The organism is Thiomonas sp. DCM-2, from assembly GCF_056820905.1.
Genome location: NZ_CM165962.1, coordinates 2,372,804 through 2,397,012 on the forward strand (window position 1 = coordinate 2,372,804; position 24,209 = coordinate 2,397,012).

At 63.1% G+C, this 24,209-nt stretch carries 27 protein-coding genes, 3 tRNA genes and 1 pseudogene; 13 read left to right on the forward strand and 18 right to left on the reverse strand.

Translation table 11 applies throughout. The features are described 5' to 3' along the window. Nucleotides 1–2 precede the first annotated feature (2 nt). Both AC1ZQA_RS11405 and AC1ZQA_RS11410 read left to right on the forward strand, forming a co-directional pair. Nucleotides 3–947: a carbohydrate kinase family protein gene (locus AC1ZQA_RS11405; protein ID WP_482677016.1), complete on the forward strand. Its 945-nt coding sequence runs from the start codon at nt 3–5 to the stop codon at nt 945–947. Nucleotides 948–1,075: 128 nt separating this feature from the next. Continuing rightward, nucleotides 1,076–1,777, forward strand: a complete 702-nt coding sequence (locus AC1ZQA_RS11410) for a Bax inhibitor-1/YccA family protein (RefSeq protein WP_482677017.1) — start codon at nt 1,076–1,078, stop codon at nt 1,775–1,777. 61 nt (nt 1,778–1,838) lie between these two features. Here AC1ZQA_RS11410 and rlmD read toward each other — a convergent pair whose 3' ends face one another. From rlmD to AC1ZQA_RS11480, 14 genes are all read right to left on the reverse strand, one after another. Beyond that, nucleotides 1,839–3,242 carry a 23S rRNA (uracil(1939)-C(5))-methyltransferase RlmD gene (gene rlmD, locus AC1ZQA_RS11415; protein ID WP_482677018.1) on the reverse strand — a complete coding sequence of 468 codons (1,404 nt, stop codon included), beginning with the start codon at nt 3,240–3,242 and terminating at the stop codon, nt 1,839–1,841. Nucleotides 3,243–3,314: 72 nt separating this feature from the next. Continuing rightward, a complete protein-coding gene (locus tag AC1ZQA_RS11420; RefSeq protein WP_482679319.1) occupies nt 3,315–4,121 on the reverse strand; it encodes a 3'-5' exonuclease in 807 nt (268 codons plus the stop codon). Between the two features lie 22 nt (nt 4,122–4,143). Further along, nucleotides 4,144–5,202, reverse strand: a complete 1,059-nt coding sequence (rpoS, locus tag AC1ZQA_RS11425) for an RNA polymerase sigma factor RpoS (protein ID WP_482677019.1) — start codon at nt 5,200–5,202, stop codon at nt 4,144–4,146. Nucleotides 5,203–5,211: 9 nt separating this feature from the next. Then, nucleotides 5,212–6,177 carry a peptidoglycan DD-metalloendopeptidase family protein gene (locus tag AC1ZQA_RS11430; protein ID WP_482677020.1) on the reverse strand — a complete coding sequence of 322 codons (966 nt, stop codon included), beginning with the start codon at nt 6,175–6,177 and terminating at the stop codon, nt 5,212–5,214. Between the two features lie 16 nt (nt 6,178–6,193). Continuing rightward, a complete protein-coding gene (locus tag AC1ZQA_RS11435) occupies nt 6,194–7,045 on the reverse strand; it encodes a protein-L-isoaspartate(D-aspartate) O-methyltransferase (protein ID WP_482677021.1) in 852 nt (283 codons plus the stop codon). After that, nucleotides 7,042–7,797, reverse strand: a complete 756-nt coding sequence (gene surE, locus AC1ZQA_RS11440; RefSeq protein ID WP_482677022.1) for a 5'/3'-nucleotidase SurE — start codon at nt 7,795–7,797, stop codon at nt 7,042–7,044. The genes AC1ZQA_RS11435 and surE overlap by 4 nt, the downstream gene beginning before the upstream one ends. Before the next feature lie 145 nt (nt 7,798–7,942). Beyond that, nucleotides 7,943–8,035 (reverse strand) — tRNA-Leu (locus tag AC1ZQA_RS11445). 19 nt (nt 8,036–8,054) lie between these two features. After that, a tRNA-Cys gene (locus AC1ZQA_RS11450) sits at nt 8,055–8,128 on the reverse strand. Nucleotides 8,129–8,286: 158 nt separating this feature from the next. After that, nucleotides 8,287–8,362 (reverse strand) — tRNA-Gly (locus tag AC1ZQA_RS11455). Between the two features lie 54 nt (nt 8,363–8,416). Next, nucleotides 8,417–9,160 (reverse strand): CDP-diacylglycerol--serine O-phosphatidyltransferase, encoded by a 744-nt coding sequence (gene pssA, locus AC1ZQA_RS11460; RefSeq protein WP_482679320.1) that lies wholly within the window; start codon nt 9,158–9,160, stop codon nt 8,417–8,419. Between the two features lie 191 nt (nt 9,161–9,351). Then, entirely contained in the window at nt 9,352–9,993 is a 642-nt protein-coding gene (locus AC1ZQA_RS11465) for a phosphatidylserine decarboxylase (RefSeq protein WP_482677023.1), read from the reverse strand. Nucleotides 9,994–10,094: 101 nt separating this feature from the next. Continuing rightward, complete coding sequence (gene ilvC, locus AC1ZQA_RS11470) at nt 10,095–11,111, reverse strand: ketol-acid reductoisomerase (RefSeq protein WP_482677024.1); 1,017 nt, start codon at nt 11,109–11,111, stop codon at nt 10,095–10,097. A gap of 98 nt (nt 11,112–11,209) precedes the next feature. Further along, nucleotides 11,210–11,701 (reverse strand): acetolactate synthase small subunit, encoded by a 492-nt coding sequence (gene ilvN, locus AC1ZQA_RS11475; RefSeq protein WP_482677025.1) that lies wholly within the window; start codon nt 11,699–11,701, stop codon nt 11,210–11,212. A gap of 192 nt (nt 11,702–11,893) precedes the next feature. Beyond that, complete coding sequence (locus tag AC1ZQA_RS11480; RefSeq protein ID WP_482677026.1) at nt 11,894–13,684, reverse strand: acetolactate synthase 3 catalytic subunit; 1,791 nt, start codon at nt 13,682–13,684, stop codon at nt 11,894–11,896. Nucleotides 13,685–14,048: 364 nt separating this feature from the next. On the opposite strand from AC1ZQA_RS11480, the gene AC1ZQA_RS11485 reads away from it, so the two are divergent. The 6 genes from AC1ZQA_RS11485 to AC1ZQA_RS11510 are packed head-to-tail and all read left to right on the forward strand — an operon-like array spanning nt 14,049 to nt 17,445. Continuing rightward, nucleotides 14,049–14,612: an RNA polymerase sigma factor gene (locus tag AC1ZQA_RS11485; RefSeq protein WP_482679321.1), complete on the forward strand. Its 564-nt coding sequence runs from the start codon at nt 14,049–14,051 to the stop codon at nt 14,610–14,612. Next, nucleotides 14,609–15,028: a DUF3619 family protein gene (locus AC1ZQA_RS11490; RefSeq protein WP_482677027.1), complete on the forward strand. Its 420-nt coding sequence runs from the start codon at nt 14,609–14,611 to the stop codon at nt 15,026–15,028. The genes AC1ZQA_RS11485 and AC1ZQA_RS11490 overlap by 4 nt, the downstream gene beginning before the upstream one ends. Next, a complete protein-coding gene (locus AC1ZQA_RS11495) occupies nt 15,028–15,687 on the forward strand; it encodes a DUF3106 domain-containing protein (RefSeq protein ID WP_482677028.1) in 660 nt (219 codons plus the stop codon). Before AC1ZQA_RS11490 ends, AC1ZQA_RS11495 begins: the two co-directional genes overlap by 1 nt. Before the next feature lie 57 nt (nt 15,688–15,744). Next, entirely contained in the window at nt 15,745–16,236 is a 492-nt protein-coding gene (locus AC1ZQA_RS11500) for an RDD family protein (protein ID WP_482677029.1), read from the forward strand. Between the two features lie 46 nt (nt 16,237–16,282). Beyond that, complete coding sequence (locus AC1ZQA_RS11505; protein WP_482677030.1) at nt 16,283–16,858, forward strand: DUF4337 domain-containing protein; 576 nt, start codon at nt 16,283–16,285, stop codon at nt 16,856–16,858. After that, nucleotides 16,858–17,445 (forward strand): phosphatase PAP2 family protein, encoded by a 588-nt coding sequence (locus AC1ZQA_RS11510; protein WP_482677031.1) that lies wholly within the window; start codon nt 16,858–16,860, stop codon nt 17,443–17,445. The genes AC1ZQA_RS11505 and AC1ZQA_RS11510 overlap by 1 nt, the downstream gene beginning before the upstream one ends. 5 nt (nt 17,446–17,450) lie before the next feature. Here AC1ZQA_RS11510 and AC1ZQA_RS11515 read toward each other — a convergent pair. Continuing rightward, a pseudogene (locus tag AC1ZQA_RS11515) lies at nt 17,451–17,677 on the reverse strand (EamA family transporter); the annotation flags it as partial. An 87-nt stretch (nt 17,678–17,764) separates the two neighbouring features. Here AC1ZQA_RS11515 and tnpA point away from each other — a divergent pair. The 4 genes from tnpA (at nt 17,765) to AC1ZQA_RS11535 (ending at nt 20,653) form a co-directional block, all read left to right on the forward strand. Continuing rightward, complete coding sequence (gene tnpA, locus AC1ZQA_RS11520) at nt 17,765–18,103, forward strand: IS66 family insertion sequence element accessory protein TnpA (RefSeq protein ID WP_482676863.1); 339 nt, start codon at nt 17,765–17,767, stop codon at nt 18,101–18,103. Then, nucleotides 18,103–18,450: an IS66 family insertion sequence element accessory protein TnpB gene (gene tnpB, locus AC1ZQA_RS11525; RefSeq protein WP_482676862.1), complete on the forward strand. Its 348-nt coding sequence runs from the start codon at nt 18,103–18,105 to the stop codon at nt 18,448–18,450. The genes tnpA and tnpB overlap by 1 nt, the downstream gene beginning before the upstream one ends. A 62-nt stretch (nt 18,451–18,512) precedes the next feature. Next, a complete protein-coding gene (tnpC, locus tag AC1ZQA_RS11530; protein ID WP_482676861.1) occupies nt 18,513–20,108 on the forward strand; it encodes an IS66 family transposase in 1,596 nt (531 codons plus the stop codon). Further along, nucleotides 20,105–20,653 carry a hypothetical protein gene (locus AC1ZQA_RS11535; RefSeq protein ID WP_482677032.1) on the forward strand — a complete coding sequence of 183 codons (549 nt, stop codon included), beginning with the start codon at nt 20,105–20,107 and terminating at the stop codon, nt 20,651–20,653. Before tnpC (AC1ZQA_RS11530) ends, AC1ZQA_RS11535 begins: the two co-directional genes overlap by 4 nt. 11 nt (nt 20,654–20,664) lie before the next feature. Here AC1ZQA_RS11535 and AC1ZQA_RS11540 read toward each other — a convergent pair whose 3' ends face one another. After that, nucleotides 20,665–21,432: an EamA family transporter gene (locus tag AC1ZQA_RS11540; protein ID WP_482677033.1), complete on the reverse strand. Its 768-nt coding sequence runs from the start codon at nt 21,430–21,432 to the stop codon at nt 20,665–20,667. A 127-nt stretch (nt 21,433–21,559) separates the two neighbouring features. On the opposite strand from AC1ZQA_RS11540, the gene AC1ZQA_RS11545 reads away from it, so the two are divergent. Then, on the forward strand, nt 21,560–21,979 hold the full coding sequence (locus AC1ZQA_RS11545) for a LysR family transcriptional regulator (RefSeq protein ID WP_482679322.1): 420 nt from the start codon (nt 21,560–21,562) through the stop codon (nt 21,977–21,979). A gap of 57 nt (nt 21,980–22,036) precedes the next feature. Here AC1ZQA_RS11545 and AC1ZQA_RS11550 read toward each other — a convergent pair whose 3' ends face one another. After that, on the reverse strand, nt 22,037–22,585 hold the full coding sequence (locus AC1ZQA_RS11550) for a hypothetical protein (RefSeq protein WP_482676860.1): 549 nt from the start codon (nt 22,583–22,585) through the stop codon (nt 22,037–22,039). Next, the gene (gene tnpC, locus AC1ZQA_RS11555; protein WP_482676861.1) at nt 22,582–24,177 is read right to left on the reverse strand and encodes an IS66 family transposase; all 1,596 of its coding nucleotides are present in this window, start codon (nt 24,175–24,177) and stop codon (nt 22,582–22,584) included. Before tnpC (AC1ZQA_RS11555) ends, AC1ZQA_RS11550 begins: the two co-directional genes overlap by 4 nt. Between the last annotated feature and the right edge of the window lie 32 nt (nt 24,178–24,209).

The window sequence follows — 24,209 nt, forward strand, 5'->3', positions numbered from 1 at the left end:
TCATGTCCACCCTGATCTGCGGTTCGCTCGCGTTCGACACCATCACCACTTTCGACGGCCGCTTTGCCGAGCACATCCTGCCGGACAAGGTCCACATCCTCAACATCAGCTTTCTGGTGCCCACGATGCGGCGCGAGTTCGGCGGCTGCGCCGGCAACATCGCCTACAGCCTGGCGCTGCTGGGCGGCGACCCGCTCATCCTCGCCGCGCTGGGTGAGGACGGTCAGAGTTACCTCGACCGGCTCGATGCGCTGCGCATCCCGCGCACGCACGTCAGCCAACTGCTCGGCAGTTACACCGCGCAGGCGCACATCATCACCGACCGCGACAACAACCAGATCACCTCCTTCCACCCCGGCGCCATGGGCCGGGCGCACGAACTGCCCGTGCCACTGGACGCCGGGGTCACTCTGGCCATCATCGCGCCCGACGGCCGCGCAGCCATGATCGACCACGCCGCGCAACTTGCCGCGGCCGGCATCCCCTTCGTTTTCGATCCGGGCCAGGGCATGCCCATGTTCGACGGCGCGGATCTGCGGGATTTCATCGCCAAGGCGAGCTGGATCGCAGTCAACGACTACGAGGCCGAATTGCTGGTGGAACGCACCGGCTGGAGCCTCGAGCACATCGCCACGCAAGTGCAAGGCCTGGTGGTCACGCGCGGCGAACTGGGCTGCCGCATCTGGAGCGATGGCGCCGCGCCGGTCGACATTCCCGGCGTACCCGCCCGCACCGTCTGCGATCCTACGGGATGTGGCGATGCGTTCCGCGCCGGGCTGCTTTACGGCCTGTCACACGGCTGGACGCTCGCGGACTGCGCCCGCCTGGGCAATGTGCTCGGTTCCGAGAAAATCGCCGTCCACGGCCCACAAAATCACCATCTCACACTGGACAGCGCGCTGCGCCGAGTGGCCGAGGTCTACGGCACCGCCCCCCAGGCAGCCTGAACCCAGACTGAAGCGCACGCACATTGCTTGCAAATTCATGTCGCGGCGATTGAAATGCAGCCAGTGGAACGTATTTAGCGTGTGCTAGTCTCATTTACAGTTTCCACATCAAGGAACGGAGTCTTTCCATGAACGAGCAACGTGATTACACCATCTACGCCCAGCCGGGCGGCGCAGCAACCGTGCGCAACAAGGTTCTGCGGCAGACCTACTCGCTGCTGGCCCTGTCGCTCATCCCCACCGTCATCGGGGCGTGGATCGGCATGGCAACCGGCCTGAACCTGGCCATGGCGCAAAGCCCCGGCATGACCATGATCGTGTTCCTGGTCGGCGCCTTCGGTCTGATGTTCGGCATCGAACGGACCAAAAACTCCAGCACCGGGGTTGGGCTCTTGCTGCTGTTCACGTTCTTCATGGGCGTGATGCTGTCGCAGATGCTCGGCTTTGTGCTGGGCATGCGCAACGGACCGCAACTCATCATGCTGGCTTTCGGCGGTACGGCGGTCATTTTCGGCGCCATGGCCACGCTGGCCAATGTGGTCAAGCGCGATCTGTCGGGCCTGTCGAAAATGCTGTTTGTCGGTGTCATCCTGCTGATCCTGGCAGGCATCGCCAACATCTGGCTGCAGTTGCCTGCGCTGATGCTGACCTTCTCGGTCGTGGCCATCGTCATTTTCTCGGCCTTCATGTTGATCGATGTGCAGCGCGTCATCAATGGCGGTGAGACCAACTACATCACGGCAACCCTGGCCATCTACCTCGACATCTACAACGTGTTCGTCAACCTGTTGTCGATCCTGAGCTTTTTCAGCGGTGGCGGTCGCCGCTGAAAACTGGCATTCCGCAGTAAAAACGCCCGCTGTCGCGGGCGTTTTTACATGGGCGTTGTATTCAGTCGCGTTCGAACACTGCCATCGATTCCACATGCGCCGTATGCGGGAACATATTCATCACACCGGCCGCACGCAGGGTGTAGCCGCCGTGATGCACCAGCAAACCGGCATCCCGCGCCAGGGTTGCCGGGTTGCACGAGACATAGACGATTCGCCGTGGCGGATTGAACGGCACCCGTTCCCCGCCCTGCTCCGAGGGCAAATGCTCAATCTCCGTGCCCTCTGTTCGCGAGAGCGACTTTCCGCCAACCGCCTCCACCAGGGCCTTGCACAGAGCCAGCGCGCCATCGCGCGGCGGATCGACCAGCCACAGATCCGCCTCACCGTAGGCGCGCAGATCCGCAGCGTCCATCTCGAATAGATTGCGCGCCGTGAATGCCACCTTGTCCTGCAAATCGTTCTGCAGGGCATTATCCAGCGCGCGCGCGACCAATGTGGCACTGCCTTCGATGCCAAGCACCGTGCGCGCCTGTGTGGCGATCGGCAAGGTGAAATTGCCGAGGCCACAGAACCAGTCGATGACCCGGTCTGTTGCCTGCGCATTCAGAAGCCGCAGAGCGCGCGCCACCATGACTCGGTTGATCTGCGGGTTCACCTGGGTGAAATCGGTCGGGCGAAATGGCATGGTGATGCCGAACTCCGGCAGGCCGTAGCGCAGTGGTGCGCCGTCGCCGTCGAGCAGCACAGCGGAATCCGGCCCCTTGGCCTGCAGCCACCATTGCACATCGTGCCTGGCGCCAAAGTCGCGCAGAAGCTGCCGATCTTCCTCGGTCAATGGCTCCAGATGCCGCAAGACCAGTGCGGTCACACTGTCGCCCATGGCCAACTCGATCTGTGGCGCCCGCTCGGGGCGTGAGAGGCTGGCAATCAACGTGCGCAGTGGCAGCAGAAGGTCAGACACCTTGTGCGGCAAGATCGCGCAACTGCGCATATCTGCAACATAACTGGATCCTTTTTCATGGAATCCGACAAGAACGCCGCCCTTCTTGATCACCAGGCGTACCGTCAGCCGTGCCCGGGTGCGATAGCCCCAGCTGGGCCCGGCAATGGGGCGCAGCAGGGTTTGCGGCCGCAGTCGGCTCAAGTGCCAGAAATCATCTTCCAGGGTGCGTTGCTTGAAGGCCAGTTGGGCTGAGGGGTCGACATGCTGCATGCTGCACCCCCCACAGATCCCAAAATGAGGACATTTGGGCGTCACGCGGCTGCTGGACACATTGGCCCAGGCAATCGCTGTACCGGACTCCCAATTGCGCTTGCTGCGTGCGATGCTGGCCTGAACTCGCTCCCCGGGCAAGGCATTGGAAACGAAGACCACTTTGCCGTTTTCACTGCGGCCGACGCCACGCCCTTCGAGATCCAGGCCATCGATCTGCAGCCATTCCATGCGTTCACGTTGTTCCATGCCATCTATTGGAACAGATGCCGCCTCGAAATCTCGGTGGTGCCCAGCAGCGCGGCCGCGTCGGCGCGCGCCCTACGCTGCAGGCGGAGACTGGGTTGGCCAGGCGGCCAGATATTCCTGCCAGTGCGCCTCGTGCGCCGCCAGTGTGCCCAGCGTTTCACGCACGACCTGAATTTCATCGGCATACTCGTTGACAGACAAACCGCCGCGCATCAATTGGTAGCGGCAGTACAGCAGGTAGGTATTCATGACATCGGTTTCACAATAACGCCGAATATCATCGGTCTGCCCTGCGCGCCAGGCCTCATAGACCTTGCTGCCGTCCATGCCGAGTTTGCCGGGAAAACCGCACAGCTTCGCCAGCACATCCATCGGGGCGTTTGCCCGCGGTTGGTACAGCGCAAGCAGATCCATCAAGTCCAGATGACGGGTGTGATACCGGGAAATGTAGTTATTCCACTTCATTTCCCGGTCATCTTCGCCCATGTCCCAATATTTCGGCGCAACGACGGCATGCACCAAACCCCGGTAATGCAGTACGGGAAGATCGAAACCGCCACCGTTCCACGAGACGAGTTGTGGCGCGTGCTTTTCGATCACCCGGAAGAAACTCTGCACCACCTGCCCTTCCTGTCCGCCGTGATCGACGAAGGAGTGAATTTTCAGGCCCTCGTGGTTGCGGAAGGTGCAGGAAATGACCAGGACCTTCTGGCAATGCACTGGCAGGAAATCGCTCCCGGTTTTGTCAAGGCGCCGCGTCTGCGCCTGCAAGACGGTGTCATGGTCGTCCAGCCCGGGATCTGCCAGGCCAGCGGCACGCAACGCGTCGGGGTCTGGAATGGTCTCGATATCGAACGCGACGATGGGGGTGCGGATCATGGAATGGCGATCTGTCGGCACGTCAGAGAAGGGCCCCTTTGTCGACTCCGTTGCGCGCCAGGCGCCCCTTGAGCTTGAGCAGGGCTTCTTGCTGGATTTGCCTGACCCGTTCACGCGTGAGACCGAGGCGCTGCGCCAGGGATTCCAGGGTTTCCAGTTCGCGGCCGTGCAAACCGAATCGCGCTTCGATGATCTCACGCTCGCGCTCGGCGAGGGCGCCGACCCAGGAATCGACCAGCGCCTCGACCTCCCGGGACTGGGTCTGCTCTTCCATGCTTTGCGCATCCTGATCGGCAAACTGATCGGCATAGCTCTCGCCGGACTGCGTTTCGCGCAAGGCATCGAGGGATGTGGGCTGCTCGGCCAGCGCAAGCAGATCAGCGACCTCGTCCGCGTTTCTCCCCAGCAGTGCCGCAATGTCCTCGACGGATGTCTGCCCGCGATAACTCGCGGCCTGTTCCAGGTGCTTGCGCGCCCGCAGCACTTGATTGAGCTCGCGGATGACGTGCACCGGCAAACGGATGGTGCGGACTTGCTGCATCAAGGCACGCTCGATGCTCTGGCGGATCCACCAGCTTGCGTAAGTCGAAAAGCGGAACCCGCGTTCAGGCTCGAACTTTTCGATCGCGTGAATCAGGCCGAGATTGCCCTCTTCGATCAAGTCGCCCAAGGCGGCTCCGCGCCCGACATACGCCTTGGCGATGCTGACCACCAGACGGAGGTTGTGCTCGACCATGGCCTGGCGCGCGCTGAACTCGCCCGATTTGGCGCGGGTCGCCATCTCGAACTCCTGTTCTGGTGTGAACAGGGGTTTGGCGCGGATCTGGTTGAGATAGGACTGAAGCGCACTGACACCCGATTCGTCGTCAATCGCAGCCAGTGAAGCCGGTGGGCACGGCGCACCTTCCGGTGCGGGCGCGGGCTGTGCCGACGCCGCAGCGGCCTGCAACTGCGCCAGGCCATTCAACGCGTCGACGCGCTGACCATCAGCGGTAGCGTCAGTCACCCCATTCTCAGGAACGCAGCCCGTCTCAAGGGGTGCAGCACTGGAACGGGAGTCTGACTTGCGGGTGCGAGCCATGCTGCAGGATCAGGGCTGCTTGGGCAGCAAGCCGACTGGATCAATGGATTTGCCGCGCAGTCGAATCTCGAAATGCAGTTCCACGCGCGGCGCATCCGTCGACCCCATCTCCGCAATTTTCTGTCCGCGTTTCACCGCCTCGCCTTCCTTGACGAGCATGACGTTGTTGTGGGCGTAGACGCTGATGTAATCGTCGTTGTGCTTGATGATGATCAGCTTGCCGAAGCCACGCAGCTCGGAGCCCGCGTAAACCACACGTCCGCCAGCCGCGGCATAGACTGGGTCGCCCAGATTTCCCGCAATGTCAATGCCCTTGCTGGTCGTTCCGTTGAATCCTTGAATGATCTTGCCGCTTGCGGGCCAGGACCAGACAAGGCCGTCGTGCGTCGCCGTCGCCAGATTGCTGGCGATGACTGCCGGCCCACTGGGCGCCGGCGCCGCAGAGGCCGCAGAGGCCGCAGGGCGCGGCAGAACGGGCGGCGTCGACGGCTTGGCCGCAGGCGCAGTGGTCGCCTCGGTGGCAGGCATGGAAGGCGCCACAGGTGCCAGCGGCGTCACGGCAAAACTCTGCGCCGTGCTTCCACTGGGCAGAGGCGGTGCAGATGCCTCTGCCGATCGTGTTGCCGCCTGGGGAGGCGTGACGCGCAGCACCTGCCCGACCTCGATCACATTGGGATCGGCGAGGTTGTTCCACTGCGCCAGGGCTTGCCAGGTGGTGCCGTACTGCAGGGCGATGCGCCGCAAGGTATCTCCCGGCTGCACGGTGTAGTAGCCCGGCTGCCCCGCCAGCGATGCCGACGCTGCAGTCGCTATGCCTGCAGGCGCAGCAGCAACGGTGGCTGGCGGCGCCGATTGGCTCGGAGTGAGTTGCTGGAAGCTCTTCTGCTCGACAGGCACGGGAGACAGCGGAACCGAGGTGCACGCGCCCAGGACCGAAGCGAGAAACAGAGTGAGAGCGAAGAGTGCGATGCGCATGGTGTGGGGCTTGGGTTCAGGTCAAGCCGGATTTTAGAGGGACGAACTTTGCGCCCTCGAGCGGTTTGACATCAAATCTCGTCGCCGATCGCTTACGGTAGAGCAACAGTTGCTGCGGGTCGCCAATGGGGGCGATCAGCACACCGCCTACCGCGAGTTGATCGAGCCAGGCCTGTGGCACGGTCAGCGCAGCAGCTCCGGACAGGATCACATCGAAAGGGGCGCCCTGCTCACAACCGAGCATGCCATCGCTCAGAATCAGGCGCAGATTCGGCACCCGAAGGGCGCGCAGATTGTTGCGCGCCAGATCGTGCAGGGCGCGAATGCGCTCGACGCTGTAGACCTCCACCGCCAGCCGCGCGGTGACTGCGGCGGCATAGCCGCAGCCGGTGCCGATGTCGAGCACCTTGCCCAGATTGGCACGCGGCGCCAGCGCCTTGAGTGCTGCATCCAGACCGCGCGCCACCACCGAAGGCTTGGAGATGGTCTGTTCAAAGCCGATCGGCAATGCGTTGTCGAGATACGCCTGCGCCGCAAGCCCCGGCTCGACGAAGTGATGCCGCGGAACTGCCTGCAGGGCCTGCAGCACGCGTTCGTCAAACTCGCCAAACTGCCTGAGCTTGTCCACCATGCCTTTGCGAACGGCGTCCGAATCCAAGCCGACCTGTCGCGGCAAACAACGCGACGGCCCCTGCGTGAGTGCGGTTTGCGTCACGTCCTGCCTGTTTCGCGAAGGGAATACCGCCCCGCCGGTCGGCGGCGTTCGCAGCGGTGATGCGGACGTTTGGGTCGTTCCGGCGCGGTCAGCGACCTGCGTGATGCGCACGGGCCAGTGGACAAAGCGCGACGACTTGCCACTCGAACTCACGCAAGTCCCCGCGTTTCAAAGCGCGCCGCACATTGCTCGAGCTGCGCGTGGTGCGTCAGATCCAGTTGCAGTGGAGTCAGTGACGCACAGCCCTGGGCAATGGCATCGAAGTCCGTCCCCTGCTGCTTGTCCATCGCTGCGCCCGCCCCGCCGATCCAGTAAATCGTGTCGCCATACGGATTCTTCTGCACGACCACCGGCTGACTCGGATGCCGCTTGCCCAAGCGCGTCACGCGCACGCCACCCAAGGCATTCAGCGCACGATTGGGGACGTTCAGGTTGAGCAACTGCGCCTGCTGCGGCATTTCCTCTGCAAGCTTCGCAACCACATCCACCGCAACCGCCACCGCGGTATCCAGATGCTTCCAGCCCTTTTCGACAAGCGAAATGGCCAGCGCCGGAATGCCGAACAGGTAGCCCTCCGTGGCTGCGGCGACCGTTCCAGAATAGATGGTGTCGTCGCCCAGATTGGCCCCGTTGTTCACCCCGCTGACCACCAGATCAGGGCGAAAATCCAGCAAACCCGTCAGCGCGATATGCACACAGTCAGACGGCGTGCCATTCACATACAGAAAACCGTTTTGCGCGGTATAGACCGACAGAGGCCTGTTGAGCGTGAGCGCATTGGACGCCGCGCTGGCGTTTTGCTCAGGCGCGATCACCGTCACATCCCACCGCGCACGCAGGCCCTCGTACAGCGCGGCCAGGCCGGGGGCCAGATACCCATCATCATTGGCTAAGAGAATTCGCATGGCTGCATCTTATCGGGTTGGAATGACAAGAGCGCGCCGTACCCATTGTTTGCGCGAATAGGCGCGGCAGGGCATATCGGTCAGATGTCTCGCAGGAGGATCAACGGGGAACCCGCGGACCCATCTGGCAACGGCGCGTCAACCCTGGTGCCCGGAGCGGGGGTCGAACCCGCACGCCCCTTTTCAGGAAGGCGGCGGATTTTAAGTCCGCTGCGTCTACCAATTTCGCCATCCGGGCAAGCAGCAGCGCTGGATATTGGAGGCGGGGGTCGGAATCGAACCGGCATAGACGGCTTTGCAGGCCGCTGCATAACCACTCTGCCACCCCGCCGGGTGATGGGCTTTTGCGCAACAGGAGCGAGATCGTACGCAAAAACGTCCCGGTTTGCTGCGTCGGGCCAGGATCTGTGCACATCGATCTTGCTGGGCCAAGTCCACGCGCACCGAGCACAAAAAAGGGAAGCTTGGCTTCCCTTTTTTTCGAGAATCTGGAGCGGGAAACGAGGCTCGAACTCGCGACCTCAACCTTGGCAAGGTTGCGCTCTACCAACTGAGCTATTCCCGCGTAAAACCGTTATTGTTGCGAGGATTGAACTGTTTGTCAATAGCCTGCACGTGCTCAATGCAAACCGCGTTCGTCCGGCTCGTCCACGGAGGTGGCGATCACACTCACCGGGCGGCCTTTGATGCGGTGCCAGACATACACCACATACCCCGAGATCCCATACAGCACGAACAGACCAAACAAGACCAGCGGTGGTTGATAGGCAATCAAGCCGATCAACAAAACGATCAGGAAGATGCTGATGAACGGAACACTGCGACGAAAACTCACGTCCTTGAAGCTGTAGAACGGAACATTGGTCACCATGGTGATGCCCGCAAACAGCGTGATGACAAAACTGAACCACGAAACATGGGCGCCCTGCACGCCAGCGTCTGTCATGATCCAGAGAAAACCGGCGACCAATGCGGCAGCCGCAGGGCTGGGCAAACCCTGGAAATAACGCTTGTCGATCACGGCCACGTTGGTGTTGAAACGCGCCAGACGCAAGGCAGCGCCAGCACAATACACAAAGGCAGCCACCCATCCCAGTTTGCCCAGACCGCGCAGGGACCACTCGTAAACGATCAATGCAGGCGCTGCGCCGAAAGACACCATGTCAGCGAGCGAGTCGAATTGCGCGCCGAACTCGCTCTGGGTGTTGGTCATGCGCGCCACACGCCCGTCGAGGCTGTCGAGCACCATGGCCGCAAAGATTGCCGTCGCGGCAGAGTCGTAGCGGCCGCTCATGGCCATGACAATCGCATAGAAACCGCAGAACAGGGCCGCAGCAGTGAAGGAATTGGGCAGTAAATAGATACCGCGTCTGCGACGATGTGTCGGATCCTCGTCGGGACACGGGGACTGGTTGTGCGGTTCGGCAGGGACTCTCGTTTCCGGATCCGGAGCCTGCCCAGTCACCGCGGAGCGGGCATCTTGCTGCGGAAAGTGCGACACGTTACGCGACATGGCGGGCTTCGCTGGAGTCAGGCCGATGCACGGTCGCCATCTCAGGCTGCCAGGTCGGCCAGAATGGTGCTGCTTGCATAGACCTTGTCGCCAATCGAGACGCGCGACTGCGAGCCCAGTGGCAGATAAACGTCCACCCGCGAGCCGAAGCGGATGAAGCCAAAGCGTTGTCCACGCTGCAAGCCCTCTCCCGCCTTCACATAGCAAAGGATACGCCGCGCAATCAGCCCTGCAACCTGCACTGCGGTCACCACGCGCCCGGCGCTGTCGATCACCAAGGCGTTGCGTTCGTTTTGTTCGGACGCCTTGTCGAGATCAGCATTGAAAAATTTTCCCGGGAAGTACTGCACTGCACGCAGCGTTCCGTCGACCGGAGCACGGTTGGAATGCACATTGAACACGTTCATGAACACGCTGATTTTCAGCGCATCACGCTGCGCGTAGGTGTCGAACGCAGGCTCGATGGCGACGATGCGACCGTCCGCCGGGCTGAGCACGGCGAGGGGATCCGTCGGGATGGGGCGCGCCGGATCACGGAAGAACTGAATGACAAAAAGGCTCAGCAACCACAGTGGCAAGGACCACCAGAACCCTGCCAGCGCCCACACGATGACGGAGAGCAGGACACTGCTGGCAATGAACGGCCAGCCTTCGCGGGCGAGAATGGGATGGGGGTAAGTCATGGTGAGAGTTTAGTCGCCCAGCAAGCAAGCGGACGGCAAAGCCGGGACCTCAAGTACGACACCCGGCTTCCGCCGGGTGTCGTACTTGAAAAAAGAGGTGTTCAATTCCTGGACTTGTCAACCAGCTTGTTCGCCTTGATCCAGGGCATCATCGCCCGCAGCTTCTCGCCGACCTGTTCGATCTGGTGATCGGCGGTCAAGCGGCGGCGTGATAGCAGAGTGGGCGCGCCGGCGCGATTTTCCAGGATGAAGCTCTTGGCATACTCACCGGTCTGGATATCTTTCAGGCACTGACGCATGGCGTTCTTGGTGTCCTCGGTCACGACCTTCGGCCCGGTGACGTACTCGCCGTACTCCGCATTGTTGGAAATGGAGTAGTTCATGTTGGCGATGCCGCCTTCGTAGATCAGGTCGACGATGAGCTTGAGTTCGTGCAGGCACTCGAAATAGGCCATTTCCGGCGCGTAACCCGCCTCGACCAGGGTTTCGAAACCTGCCTTGATCAGCTCCACGGTCCCGCCGCACAGCACGGCCTGCTCACCGAACAGATCGGTTTCGGTTTCCTCGCGGAAATTGGTCTCGATGATGCCCGCCTTGCCACCGCCATTGGCCACGGCGTAGGACAGCGCCAGATCGCGCGCCTTGCCGGACTTGTCGGCATGCACGGCGATCAGGTGGGGCACACCGCCACCCTGGGTGTAGGTGCTGCGCACGGTGTGACCCGGGGCCTTGGGGGCGATCATGATGACATCGAGATCGGCGCGGGGTTGCACCTGGCCATAGTGCACGTTGAAGCCGTGCGCGAACGCCAGCGCGGCGCCCTTCTTCATGTTCGGCTCGACCGCGTTGCGATAGACCTCGGCGATGTTTTCATCGGGCATGAGCATCATGACCACGTCGGCGCCTTCAACGGCCTTCTCCACTTCGGCCACCTTCAGGCCGGCCTTCTTGGCCTTGTCCCAGGACGCACCGTTCTTGCGCAGGCCGACAGTGACTTTCACGCCGCTGTCATTCAGGTTCTGGGCGTGCGCATGGCCTTGCGAGCCATATCCCACGATGGTGACCTTCTTGCCCTTGATGAGGGAGAGATCGGCGTCTTTGTCGTAATACACGTTCATGTTGGCTCCTGCTGTAAGAGATTTGTGCACTGCACGCGTCGAAACGCGTCCACATGCAAAGAGGGAAAAAGAAAAGGGAAAGAGTGCGCGGCCGGCGTTCAGGCGCGCAAGATACGTTCGGCGCGGCCAATCCCGCAACTGCCGGTTCGCACGGTTTCGAGGATGGCCGTGGCATCGACCGCCTGGATAAAGGCGTCGAGCTTGGCGGCATCGCCCGTGAGTTCGATGGTGTAGGACTTGTCGGTCACGTCGATGATGTGGCCGCGAAAAATATCGGACATGCGCTTGATCTCCTCGCGCTCCTTGCCCACGGCGCGCAGCTTGATGAGCATGAGCTCGCGCTCGATGAACGAGGCCTCGGTGAGGTCGACCACCTTGACCACTTCGATCAGGCGGTTGAGGTGCTTGGTGATCTGCTCGATCACATCCTCCGAGCCGCTGGTGACGATGGTCATGCGCGACAGCGAGGCATCTTCCGTGGGCGCAACCACGAGAGACTCGATGTTGTAGCCACGGGCGGAAAACAGGCCCACCACGCGAGACAGGGCCCCCGCTTCGTTTTCCAGCAGAACTGCAATGATGTGTTTCATGGTGTCACTCCTCTGCGCAGGCTTCGTGCGGCGCCGGTAAGCGTCGCCTGGCTGCTGCGAGATTGATGGGAAAGCGCCCTGCTGCAACGCCGCAGGGCAAAGCGAAATGCGCACACCGCCCGATCCGCAGACGGCCGCATCCGGTCAGACACGGTCGCTGCGCTCCAGGCCGTCCAGCGCGGCTGAACTGCCTTAAAGATCCTCCGATCCGAGCAGCATGTCGGTAATGCCGCGGCCCGCCTGCACCATCGGCCAGACGTTCTCGGTCGGATCGACCGCGATGTCGAGAAACACCGTGCGATCCTTCAGCGCAAACGCCTTCTCCAGCGCAGGGCGCAGTTCCTCGGGCTTGTCCACCTTGATGCCGACATGCCCATAGGCCTCGGCGAGTTTGACAAAGTCCGGCAGCGAGTCCATGTAGGAATGCGAATAGCGGCCTTCGTACTCGATCTCCTGCCACTGCCGCACCATGCCCAGATAGCGGTTGTTGAGCAGGATGATCTTCACCGCCGTGCCGTATTGCAGGCAGGTGGCCAGCTCCTGGATGTTCATCTGGATCGAGCCGTCGCCAGTGACACAGACCGCCTCGGCCTCTGGCTTGGCCAGCTTGATGCCCATGGCGTAGGGCAGCCCCACGCCCATGGTGCCCAGGCCGCCGGAGTTGATCCAGCGACGCGGCTCTGGGAATTTGTAGAGCTGCGCCGCCCACATCTGGTGCTGCCCGACGTCGGAGCAGATATAGGTTTCGCGATCCTTGGTCAGCTCGTAGAGCGTTTCGATCACCGCCTGCGGCTTGATGACCTCGGTGGAATGCTCGTAAGCCAGGCAATCGCGCTTGCGCCATTCCTCGATCTGCGCCCACCAGGCCGCCAGAGCGCCGCCGTCGTTCTTGTTGCCGGCCTTGAAGGCTTGTTCGAGCTGATCAATGAGCTCCTGCAGCACTTCACCGACATCGCCAACGATGGGCACGTCGACCTTCACCCGCTTGGAAATGGAAGACGGATCGATGTCGATGTGCACGATCTTGCGCTGCACCTGGGCAAAGTGCCCTGGATTGCCGATCACCCGGTCGTCGAAGCGCACACCCACGGCAAGCAGCACGTCGCAGTGCTGCATCGCCATATTGGCCTCATAGGTGCCGTGCATGCCCGGCATGCCGAGAAATTTCGGATCTTCGCCGGGCATCGCGCCCAGGCCCATCAGCGTGTTGGTACAGGGATACTTCAGCAGATCGGCCAGCTTGCGCAACTCGGGCGAAGCATTGGCGAGCACCACCCCGCCGCCGGTATAGATGTAGGGGCGCTTGGCCGAAAGCAGCAGCTGCACCGCCTTGCGGATCTGTCCGCCGTGGCCCTTGCGCACCGGGTTGTACGAGCGCATTTCCACCGACTTGGGATACTCGAAGTGCGTGGTGTGGCGCGACACGTCCTTGGGCACATCCACCACCACCGGTCCGGGACGCCCGGATCGGGCGATGTGGAACGCCTTTTTCATCACCGTGGCCAGGTCGCGCACGTCTTTCACCAGAAAGTTGTGCTTGACCACCGGGCGGGTGATGCCCACGGTATCGCATTCCTGGAAGGCATCGAGGCCGATGGCCGTGGTCGGCACCTGCCCGGTGATGATGACCATCGGAATCGAATCCATGTACGCCGTGGCAATGCCCGTGATGGCATTGGTTGCTCCGGGGCCGGAGGTGACCAGCGCCACGCCGACCTTGCCGGTGGCGCGCGCATAGGCATCGGCCGCGTGCACGGCAGCGGCTTCCTGCCGCACCAGCACATGCTGAATGGTCGTTTGCTTGTAAAGCTCGTCGTAGATGTAGAGCACTGCCCCGCCGGGGTAGCCCCACATGAATTCGACACCCTCTTCCTGGAGGCAGCGCACCAGGATTTCGGCCCCAGTGAGTTCCTGCGCGGCAGGCGCGTTGGACTTGGATGCAGCCGTTGCGGCCGACTTGTGTTCTGCGCGGTTCATTTCCATGAGTTCACCTTGTGAATTTCTCTGACGAAAGACTTCAGGTCTCCCTCCGCACCCGCTTGTGGCAGGCCTTCGAGATACGCGTGCAATCAGGAACGTTGTGGGTGCAGCAGGCCACGCCAATGGCGCTTCGCCCTTTTGCTGCAAGGAGGTTCAGACTGAACGGAACGAAGTAGTGTAGTGCAGCGCAGCATGGCTCACAATGTGGCATGTGATTTTTCAGCCAAACAGCCACACGACGCGCAGGCGCTGGCGGCAAGACGCATGCACCTCTCTTGCGCTGGAGCGCCTTGTTTGCGTGCGTCATGCACCACGGCATAATGATCAGTTGTTTCTCATCCATACGGGCCGCACAGCGTCCGACGCGATGGCCACTGAACAAGAACTCAACGATTTTCTCGCCAGCATCGACAAACGCGCCTATCTGCGCGCCGCGTTCTCCACGCGTGACGACGATGCCGCCATGGACCTGGTGCAGGAGGCGATGATCAGCCTGGCGACCAAATACGCCGACAAGCCACGCAACGAACTGCCGCTGCTGTTCCAGCGCATTCTGACCAATGCCATTCTCGACTGGCACCGCAAGCGCAAGGTGCGCAGCGCCCTGTTCAGCAATCTGTCGGACTTCGAAACCCAGGACGGCGATGGGGAATTCGATTTGCTGGAGACGCTGGATCTGGAACAGGTCAGCGAGCATCTCGAAGGGGCGGATACCCAGTTGCAGCGGATGCAAGTCCTCAAACATCTGGAAACAGAAATCTCGCGTTTGCCCGCGCGTCAACGGGAAGCGTTTTTGTTACGTTATTGGGAGGAACTCGACGTTGCCGAAACCGCCCAAGCCATGGGCTGTTCCGAAGGCAGCGTCAAAACGCATTGCTCGCGCGCCATTCACTCTCTGGCGCGCGCCCTGAAAGCACAAGGCTACGCATGAAAACCGACGCACCCGACACGCTGCGCACCACAGTGGAAGCCCGCCTTTCGCAGCAGCTTGCTGCCCGCCTGCATCTGGCCGAGCAGCAGATCACGCCCGAACAATCCGAGCGCCTCAAGGCCCTGCGGCTCATGGCCCTCGATCAGGCGCGCACCACAATGGCGCAGACCGCAGTCCAACAGGGTCACACCCTGACGCTCACCGGCCCGTTCCAGTGGAAGGCGTGGCTGTTCCGCACCAGCGCGGTGCTGCCTTTGCTCGTTCTGGTCGCAGGCCTGCTGGCTCTGCAGGACTATCAGCAGGAAAAATTCATCCGCGTCACGGCCGATATCGACACGGCCTTGCTGCTGGGAGAGCTTCCGCCCGCTGCCTACGCCGACCCTGGATTTGCCCGTTTCCTCAAACAGGAACGCTGATGACGTTCCGGCTCAGTTCCTCGCGCACCTTGCGAACGCGGCTGCTGCTTGCACGCCTGCTGTTCCTTTCCGGCCTCCTGGTTCTATTGGTCTGCAGCCACGCGGTGCATGCGGCCGAGGCCAGACCGACCTGGAAGCAGCTCAGCCCGGCGCAGCAGCAGATCCTGTCGCCATTGCAAGCCGACTGGCATGAGTTCGACCGCGACCGCAAGAAAAAATGGCTGGACATTGCCGCGCGCTATCCCGCAATGAGCCCGGAGCAGCAACAAATCCTGCAGCGCCGAATGAATGAATGGGCGCATCTCAGCCCGGAAAAGCGGCGTCTGGCCCGGGAAACCTTTCTCTCCACAGGAAAAGCGCCAGTCCAAAGCCGACGCGAAGCCTGGGAGGCCTACAAAAAATTGCCGGAGTCCGAGCGCGAACGCCTCAAGGAAGAAGCGCGGCATCCCAAACCACACCCTGGCCAGGTCGGCAAGTATTTGCAGGAAAAACAAAAGCGCGACAACAACTTGCCACCCGCCCCGGTCAAGGCGCATGCGCCCGCACCTGCTGCAAAGTCGACCGCTGCGGCACCGCCCGTGAAGTCGGCCTCCCGACCGTTGCCTGCAGCCTCCAGCGCCGTGCCCTGCGCCGATCCGCTGCGCTGTCCGGCACACTGAATGGCGTCCGCGTTTGATGGAATGGCTTCTGCAGACTCCGCAGCAACCCGGACTCCCATGCTGATCGCCCCGCCGCTGCGTCGGCGTCTGGCTTGTCTGGTTTACGAGGGGCTGATCCTGCTCGGCATTGCGTTGTTTGCCGCAGCCCTGGTTGTTTTTGTACTGCATCTCCTCGGCGCCGAACAAAACCCGCATGTGCTCCGCCCCATCATGCAGTGGTCCGAGTTCACCGTGCTCACGGCATATGGCACGTGGTTCTGGAGCGCCGGCCGCCAGACGCTGCCCATGAAAACCTGGCGCATTCGGGTGGTCACCACCGCGGGCACCGCCCTCAGCGTGGGGCGGGCGCTCTGGCGCGCGTTGCTGTGCTGGCTGTGGATACTGCCCGCACTGGCGCTTTCCGCCGCGCTGCATCTCGGCCCCCGGAACATGAGCCTGCTGATTTGCGCCGGTGTGCTGCTCTGGGCCGCTACAAGCCTGCTGCGCAAGGATCGGCAATACCTGCATGATGCCCTGGCTGGCACCCGCCTGATTTCTGTTTCGTCCTGAGTCGGCAGCATCTGGCTGACGTTCCACGACATATCCTCCACACACCATGAGCGAAACCGGTCTGCATGTCCACGCGCCCCACGAAGAACAGCTTGAAGAGGCAGCGCACCACGAGGGTCACGGCCTGAGTCAGTGGGTCGCCATCTTCACCGCCCTGCTGGCGGCGCTGGGCGCCATCGTCAGCTATCAGGGCAGTCACTTGATGAATGAGGTCGTGCTCTACAAGAACGAAGCCGTGCTGAAGAAGGCGCAGGCGACCGATCAGTGGAATTACTACCAAGCCGCCAGTACCAAGCAACACCTGATGGAACTTGCCATCCAGCTCACTCCGGCAGAAAAGCATGCCGAGTTCGAAAAATCCATCGCGAAATACAAGGCACAGAAACAATCGATCCGCGCATTGGCCGAATCGCTCGAGGCCGAGTCGAAAAAGGCCGACGCCGAATCCGCGCGCATGAACCGCCCGCACACCGACATGGCGCGTGCGCTGATCTTCCTGCAGATCGCGATCTCGCTGGCCTCGATCACTGCGCTCACCCGCCGCAAATGGCTGTTCGCACTGGCCGGTGTCAGCGCCGCCGCCGGTGTGGGGCTTTGGCTGTTTGCGCTCGGGGTGATGTGATGCTCAGCCCGCAATCTCCCTGGTACGCCTGGAACGGCTGGAACGCGCGGCTGTTCCTCGCCATCAACCACGCGGGCGATAACGCGGTGTGGAACAACGCCGCACGGTTGGGAACAGCGCTGGCTGATCACCATCTGCTGCCGGTCTATATGGGCCTGGCGCTGACCCTTGCCATGCGCTGGCCGCGCGTGCTGCCGGTGCGCAGCGTGCTGGTCTATGCCTGGGCCAATCTGCTGCTTTATCTGGCGATCTATGGCCTGCTCAAACCCTTGGCCAACTTTCCCCGGCCGCTGTCGGTGCTCGGTGCGCAGGCGGTGCATGTGCTGGGCGAGCCCAGGTTCGTCCACAGCTTTCCGTCCGGACACGCAGCGTTCGCCGCAGTTCTTGCGGCGAGTTTCGCCTTTTCGCTGCCACGGCGTTGGGGTGCGCTGCTGTGGATCTTCGTGCTGTGGGTCTGCTGGTCGCGCATCGCGGTGGGGGCGCATTTTCCGGCAGACGTCCTGGGCGGCGCCCTGGTGGGCCTGGTTTGCGCGCTGGCTGCGCACGGGCTCGCGAAGCTCTGGACGCGAGACGGAAAGTCTGCATAGCCGCTCTACGCACCGACCACTGCGGGCCTGCGCGTGGCATACCACGCAGCCAGCACCATCAAGGCCCCGCCCACCCAACCCAGCAGGGTCATCCGCTCGCCCAGCCAGAGTACGGCAAACAGGGCGCCGAATACCGGCTCGCTGCCCATCAACAACGACACTCGGCTTGGACTGGTGCGAGCTGCCGCATAGTTCTGCGCGAAAAAGCGAATATCGTGCAGAGCAAAACCAGAGTAACCGGTAAGCCAGCGGCGTTCTTTCGTTCGTTTCGGATCCCACGAAGAATGTTTCCCATCGCAGGGATGAGGAGACATTCGAGATGGAGAACGACGCGGCAGAGGTGGCCGAGGTCAAGCGGCGGCGGCACCTGGACGAGGCGTGCTGGCGCGACGTGATTGAGCGTTTCCCGGCCTCGGGGCTGACGCTCAAGAGCTTTTGTCGGCAGGAGCGAGTGTGTGTGAGCAGCTATCGGCGCTGGCGTGAGCGGCTGTCGGGCAAGGTGAAGGCTGCGCCCGTGACGGCCAAGACTGGGCGTATGGAGCAGCGTGCCGCGGGGTTCATCGAGTTGGGCGAAGTCGGTACCGGCGGCATGCATGCGCCCATGGAGTTGCGGCTGGACCTGGGCGGCGGCATGAGCCTGCATCTGGTGCGCCGCTGATGTTCTTTCCTGAGGGGCGCATCCGGGTCTTCTTGTATGGGCAGCCTGCCGACATGCGCAAGTCCTACGACGGGCTGTACGCGCTGGCGCGCCAGGGCTTTGAGGTCGACCCGCTGGGCGGGCATCTGTTCGTGTTCGCGAACCGTCGGGCTGACCAGATCAAGGTGCTGTACTTCGATCGCAGCGGCTGGTGCGTGTGGAGCAAACGGCTGGAGGCCGGCCGCTTTGTGCGCGACTGGGGCGGGCAGCGCAGCGCCGAGATCGACTTCACCGCGCTCAAGCTCCTGCTCGAGGGGCTGCAGGTGACGCGGCAGTTCAAGCGGCATCGACACGTGGAGTGGCGATAACGGGTTTTGCAATGTGGCAAAGCCCGATTCCCTTCGGGCTTTGCCATGGGCACAATGCTTTCATGCGTGCAGACCCCGCTCAAGTGCAGACCTATACCGCCCAGATCGTGGCGGGCATGGCGGTTGAGGCTCTCGTGCGGTTGCTGCAATCGCAAGCGCAGACCATCGTTGAGCAGCAGCGGCAACTGGCGTGGTTCAGGCGACAGATCTTCGGCAGCAAGAGCGAACGGCTGCAGAGCGTGGCCGATGCGCAGCAACTTCATCTCGGCCAGATTCTGGGTGATCTGCCGATCCCGCCACAAGCCCCCGAGGCTGGACGCCAAGTGGCCGGGCACACGCGGCGCGCACGCACGACAGATTGTGCTGGCGACCAGGACGCGACGGCGTTCTTCGACGCCGAGCGGGTCGAGGTGCAGGTCATCCACCTGCCGTGCGCCCAGGCGCAGGGGTTGCGTGCCGAGGAGTACGAGGTCATCGGCGAGAAGGTCAGCTACCGCCTGGCGCAGCGCCCGGGCGCCTATGTGGCGCTCAAGTACGTGCGCCCGGTGATCAAGCGGCTCGACACCGCGACCCTGCACTGCGCGCCGGCGCCGGCCAGCGTGTTCGAGGGCAGCCGCGCCGACGTGAGTTTCGTCGCCGGCATGGCGGTGGACAAGTTCCGCTACCACCTGCCGCTGTACCGCCAGCATCAGCGGCTGGCCGATGCCGGCTTCAAGCTCAGCCGGGCCTGGTTGACCCAGCTCATGCAGCAGACTGCGGCGCTGCTCGAGCCCATCGTGGATGCGCAGCTGGCCTCGATCCTGGGCGGGCATGTGATCACGATGGACGAGACCCCGATCAAGGCCGGCCGCGCCGGGCCGGGGAAGATGAAGGGCACGTACTTCTGGCCGGTGTATGGCGAGCACGACGAGGTGTGCTTCCCCCACTTCGCCTCGCGCCGCCATGAGCATGTGAGCCAAGTTCTTGGACAGTTGCCCAGTGGCACGGTGCTGCTGAGCGATGGCTACGCGGCCTATGCCCGCTATGCGAGGCAGACCGGAGTCACCCACGCGCAGTGCTGGGCGCACGCGCGGCGCCTGTTCTTCGAGGCGCAAGACGCCGAGCCGCGGGCGGCCACGCAAGCCTTGCAGCACATCACCGCGCTGTACCGTATCGAGGCCGAGATCCGCGCCGCCGGGTGGGAGGGTGCGGCCAAGCTGGCGCATCGCGCCACCCACAGCCGGGCGCGGGTGCAGGCGTTCTTCGCCTGGGTCGAGCAGCAGTTCGCGCAGCAGGGCCTGCTGCCGAGCAATCCGTTGACCAAAGCGCTGGCCTACGTGCGAGAGCGACGGGCAGCGCTGTCAGTGTTCATCGATGACCCGGCGGTGCCCATCGACACGAACCACATCGAGCGCGCGCTGCGTCCGATCCCGATGGGGCGGCGCAACTGGCTGTTCTGCTGGAGCGAGGTCGGCGCACGCCATGTGGGCATCCTGCAAAGCCTCATCGCCACCTGCGTGCTGCAGGGTATCGACCCGTACACCTATCTGGTCGACGTGTTGCAGCGCGTGGGCCGACATCCCCAGTCCCGGGTGGTCGAACTCACCCCCAGGCTGTGGACGCAGCACTTCGGGCAGGACCCGCTGTGCTCGGACCTGGACAGGGCCGCGCCCCGATGACGCAGCGGATCTCCACGCGCATTGTTGCCCAGGCGATCCTCACCGTCGACCGCATGGATCTGCGCGCGCGCGAGGCGCTCGCCGACGAGATCCATGCGCACCAGCCCACGCTGCTTGCCAGTGTGCTGGTCCTGCCGCGCCTGGGCGCCAGGCTGGAGCAGGTCGAGATTATCCTCAACATCCTCTTCGTGGTGTACCAGGCGATGAAGATCAGCGGACATGCATGGCCGATGGTCTGCGAGGATCTGCAAGATCGCTGCCTCGACCGCCTCGTGGCGAAGATGCTCTTCCTCGACGGCTTGACCACGCTGCAGCAGGCGCAGGCGCTGCAGCAGCAGATCGACTCCCACGCCGAGCCCAACCTGCTGGCGTTCGTCTACAGCCGCCTGCAGGATCACGACCTGCTGGACGTGAAAACCGATGCGATCAAGTTCATGCTTCTGGCAGCGGTGAACCTCACCGAGTGCGTCGCAGCAGTATGCCCATCGCACACCACCAAGGCGGTGCAGCGGCGCACTGCCCGACGCGTGAAGACTGCTGCCTGATGCTGCTGCATCTACCCACCCAATAGCTCGAGCGCAATCACGCCGCTGGCTGAACGCTTACAAACCAGAAACATCATGCCACCCCAGAAACTCATCTGCCTGGGAAGCGCAGGCCAGTGCGGGCCATGCAGGATGATGGTGAGCGCCAGCAGCCCAAGCGTCACCACGGCGGACTGCAGCGCAGTCAGCGTCAACGCGGGCAATGTGTGGCGGGTCGCAAGTCTCCGGGTTTGCGTCACCATGATGGCGCGCAGCAAGGCGGCGAGCAGGATGAGCACGTCTCCCAGTCCTGGCCGCCCAAATCCCGCAGTTGAAGTCAGCAGGACAGCTCCAAGGACGGATAGCGCCACCGCCCGCCAAGTCAGCATGGACGGTGCTTGCCCGAGCAGCAGCCACTCGGTGAGCGGCGTCAGCGCCACGCACAGACTGATGAGCAAAGCGGCATTCGCCGCGCTCGTCAGGGTGACACCGTAGGTTTCGCAAACAAAGATGGCCAGCAGGTTGACACCAAGAATTCCCCCCACCGCCAGCCCGCCGCGCCCTTTTGGGGTGAACAAGAGCCGCAGAGCCGGGAGCAGGACAAGACAGGTCAGACCGAAGCGCAATGTCAGAAAGTCCAGCACCGGCCACAGCAGCGTCACCTGCTTTGTCACGGCGTAGCTGCCTCCCCAGACAGCGGCAACCATCAGCAGCAAGACATCGGACACGCCGAATTGGGCGCGCCACAGCGCGTGTGCCGAGGCAGAAGGGGTTGGGTGATGTTCCAATGGATTTGTCATCGATTCGTCTGCGTCAGATGGTGCCGTCGCCCATTGTTGGGTGGGCATGGCGAACGGACGAGGGCCTCAGCCGGAACAGGATCATTGCGTGGTGGGAACAAATTCGTTTTTGACCGTCTTGCCGGAAATGGTGGCGTTCTTGCGCGTCGCCGAATTGGGGAGTTTTTCTGCAGCGGCGCGGCATCTTGGTACCACGCCATCTGCCGTGAGCCGTCAGGTAGCGCGGCTGGAGCGCGAACTCGGCGTGCGGTTGCTTCAGCGCACCACAAGGCAACTCCGCCTGACGGAAGCAGGAAGCGCCGCTGTCGTCCACTGCAGCGAACTGGCCAGTGCTGCGCAGGACGTCATGCAAGTGGCGCAGCGTCAGGCAGGCGCCCCGCATGGACGGCTTTGCATCAGCGCGCCCAAGGCGTTTGCCCGCCATGTGCTGCATCCCGTGCTGTTGCGCTTTCTGGAGAAATTTCCTGAAGTGAACGTGCATCTCATGGCAACTGACCAGAACGTCGACGCCATCCGCGACGGCGTCGATCTCATGATTCAGGTGTAAGCGTTCAGCCAGCGGCGTGATTGCGCTCGAGCTATTGGGTGGGTAGATGCAGCAGCATCAGGCAGCAGTCTTCACGCGTCGGGCAGTGCGCCGCTGCACCGCCTTGGTGGTGTGCGATGGGCATACTGCTGCGACGCACTCGGTGAGGTTCACCGCTGCCAGAAGCATGAACATGATCGCATCGGTTTTCACGTCCAGCAGGTCGTGATCCTGCAGGCGGCTGTAGACGAACGCCAGCAGGTTGGGCTCGGCGTGGGAGTCGATCTGCTGCTGCAGCGCCTGCGCCTGCTGCAGCGTGGTCAAGCCGTCGAGGAAGAGCATCTTCGCCACGAGGCGGTCGAGGCAGCGATCTTGCAGATCCTCGCAGACCATCGGCCATGCATGTCCGCTGATCTTCATCGCCTGGTACACCACGAAGAGGATGTTGAGGATAATCTCGACCTGCTCCAGCCTGGCGCCCAGGCGCGGCAGGACCAGCACACTGGCAAGCAGCGTGGGCTGGTGCGCATGGATCTCGTCGGCGAGCGCCTCGCGCGCGCGCAGATCCATGCGGTCGACGGTGAGGATCGCCTGGGCAACAATGCGCGTGGAGATCCGCTGCGTCATCGGGGCGCGGCCCTGTCCAGGTCCGAGCACAGCGGGTCCTGCCCGAAGTGCTGCGTCCACAGCCTGGGGGTGAGTTCGACCACCCGGGACTGGGGATGTCGGCCCACGCGCTGCAACACGTCGACCAGATAGGTGTACGGGTCGATACCCTGCAGCACGCAGGTGGCGATGAGGCTTTGCAGGATGCCCACATGGCGTGCGCCGACCTCGCTCCAGCAGAACAGCCAGTTGCGCCGCCCCATCGGGATCGGACGCAGCGCGCGCTCGATGTGGTTCGTGTCGATGGGCACCGCCGGGTCATCGATGAACACTGACAGCGCTGCCCGTCGCTCTCGCACGTAGGCCAGCGCTTTGGTCAACGGATTGCTCGGCAGCAGGCCCTGCTGCGCGAACTGCTGCTCGACCCAGGCGAAGAACGCCTGCACCCGCGCCCGGCTGTGGGTGGCGCGATGCGCCAGCTTGGCCGCACCCTCCCACCCGGCGGCGCGGATCTCGGCCTCGATACGGTACAGCGCGGTGATGTGCTGCAAGGCTTGCGTGGCCGCCCGCGGCTCGGCGTCTTGCGCCTCGAAGAACAGGCGCCGCGCGTGCGCCCAGCACTGCGCGTGGGTGACTCCGGTCTGCCTCGCATAGCGGGCATAGGCCGCGTAGCCATCGCTCAGCAGCACCGTGCCACTGGGCAACTGTCCAAGAACTTGGCTCACATGCTCATGGCGGCGCGAGGCGAAGTGGGGGAAGCACACCTCGTCGTGCTCGCCATACACCGGCCAGAAGTACGTGCCCTTCATCTTCCCCGGCCCGGCGCGGCCGGCCTTGATCGGGGTCTCGTCCATCGTGATCACATGCCCGCCCAGGATCGAGGCCAGCTGCGCATCCACGATGGGCTCGAGCAGCGCCGCAGTCTGCTGCATGAGCTGGGTCAACCAGGCCCGGCTGAGCTTGAAGCCGGCATCGGCCAGCCGCTGATGCTGGCGGTACAGCGGCAGGTGGTAGCGGAACTTGTCCACCGCCATGCCGGCGACGAAACTCACGTCGGCGCGGCTGCCCTCGAACACGCTGGCCGGCGCCGGCGCGCAGTGCAGGGTCGCGGTGTCGAGCCGCTTGATCACCGGGCGCACGTACTTGAGCGCCACATAGGCGCCCGGGCGCTGCGCCAGGCGGTAGCTGACCTTCTCGCCGATGACCTCGTACTCCTCGGCACGCAACCCCTGCGCCTGGGCGCACGGCAGGTGGATGACCTGCACCTCGACCCGCTCGGCGTCGAAGAACGCCGTCGCGTCCTGGTCGCCAGCACAATCTGTCGTGCGTGCGCGCCGCGTGTGCCCGGCCACTTGGCGTCCAGCCTCGGGGGCTTGTGGCGGGATCGGCAGATCACCCAGAATCTGGCCGAGATGAAGTTGCTGCGCATCGGCCACGCTCTGCAGCCGTTCGCTCTTGCTGCCGAAGATCTGTCGCCTGAACCACGCCAGTTGCCGCTGCTGCTCAACGATGGTCTGCGCTTGCGATTGCAGCAACCGCACGAGAGCCTCAACCGCCATGCCCGCCACGATCTGGGCGGTATAGGTCTGCACTTGAGCGGGGTCTGCACGCATGAAAGCATTGTGCCCATGGCAAAGCCCGAAGG

Coding starts and splice junctions, on each gene's coding strand:
- AC1ZQA_RS11405 (WP_482677016.1), top strand. CDS start 3: ATGTCCACCCTGATCTGCGGTTCGCTCGCGTTCGACACCATCACCACT.
- AC1ZQA_RS11410 (WP_482677017.1), top strand. CDS start 1,076: ATGAACGAGCAACGTGATTACACCATCTACGCCCAGCCGGGCGGCGCA.
- rlmD (WP_482677018.1), bottom strand. CDS start 3,242: ATGGAACAACGTGAACGCATGGAATGGCTGCAGATCGATGGCCTGGAT.
- AC1ZQA_RS11420 (WP_482679319.1), bottom strand. CDS start 4,121: ATGATCCGCACCCCCATCGTCGCGTTCGATATCGAGACCATTCCAGAC.
- rpoS (WP_482677019.1), bottom strand. CDS start 5,202: ATGGCTCGCACCCGCAAGTCAGACTCCCGTTCCAGTGCTGCACCCCTT.
- AC1ZQA_RS11430 (WP_482677020.1), bottom strand. CDS start 6,177: ATGCGCATCGCACTCTTCGCTCTCACTCTGTTTCTCGCTTCGGTCCTG.
- surE (WP_482677022.1), bottom strand. CDS start 7,797: ATGCGAATTCTCTTAGCCAATGATGATGGGTATCTGGCCCCCGGCCTG.
- AC1ZQA_RS11465 (WP_482677023.1), bottom strand. CDS start 9,993: ATGACTTACCCCCATCCCATTCTCGCCCGCGAAGGCTGGCCGTTCATT.
- ilvC (WP_482677024.1), bottom strand. CDS start 11,111: ATGAACGTGTATTACGACAAAGACGCCGATCTCTCCCTCATCAAGGGC.
- ilvN (WP_482677025.1), bottom strand. CDS start 11,701: ATGAAACACATCATTGCAGTTCTGCTGGAAAACGAAGCGGGGGCCCTG.
- AC1ZQA_RS11480 (WP_482677026.1), bottom strand. CDS start 13,684: ATGGAAATGAACCGCGCAGAACACAAGTCGGCCGCAACGGCTGCATCC.
- AC1ZQA_RS11485 (WP_482679321.1), top strand. CDS start 14,049: ATGGCCACTGAACAAGAACTCAACGATTTTCTCGCCAGCATCGACAAA.
- AC1ZQA_RS11490 (WP_482677027.1), top strand. CDS start 14,609: ATGAAAACCGACGCACCCGACACGCTGCGCACCACAGTGGAAGCCCGC.
- AC1ZQA_RS11495 (WP_482677028.1), top strand. CDS start 15,028: ATGACGTTCCGGCTCAGTTCCTCGCGCACCTTGCGAACGCGGCTGCTG.
- AC1ZQA_RS11500 (WP_482677029.1), top strand. CDS start 15,745: ATGCTGATCGCCCCGCCGCTGCGTCGGCGTCTGGCTTGTCTGGTTTAC.
- AC1ZQA_RS11505 (WP_482677030.1), top strand. CDS start 16,283: ATGAGCGAAACCGGTCTGCATGTCCACGCGCCCCACGAAGAACAGCTT.
- AC1ZQA_RS11510 (WP_482677031.1), top strand. CDS start 16,858: ATGCTCAGCCCGCAATCTCCCTGGTACGCCTGGAACGGCTGGAACGCG.
- tnpA (WP_482676863.1), top strand. CDS start 17,765: ATGGAGAACGACGCGGCAGAGGTGGCCGAGGTCAAGCGGCGGCGGCAC.
- tnpB (WP_482676862.1), top strand. CDS start 18,103: ATGTTCTTTCCTGAGGGGCGCATCCGGGTCTTCTTGTATGGGCAGCCT.
- tnpC (WP_482676861.1), top strand. CDS start 18,513: ATGCGTGCAGACCCCGCTCAAGTGCAGACCTATACCGCCCAGATCGTG.
- AC1ZQA_RS11535 (WP_482677032.1), top strand. CDS start 20,105: ATGACGCAGCGGATCTCCACGCGCATTGTTGCCCAGGCGATCCTCACC.
- AC1ZQA_RS11540 (WP_482677033.1), bottom strand. CDS start 21,432: ATGACAAATCCATTGGAACATCACCCAACCCCTTCTGCCTCGGCACAC.
- AC1ZQA_RS11545 (WP_482679322.1), top strand. CDS start 21,560: ATGGTGGCGTTCTTGCGCGTCGCCGAATTGGGGAGTTTTTCTGCAGCG.
- AC1ZQA_RS11550 (WP_482676860.1), bottom strand. CDS start 22,585: ATGACGCAGCGGATCTCCACGCGCATTGTTGCCCAGGCGATCCTCACC.
- tnpC (WP_482676861.1), bottom strand. CDS start 24,177: ATGCGTGCAGACCCCGCTCAAGTGCAGACCTATACCGCCCAGATCGTG.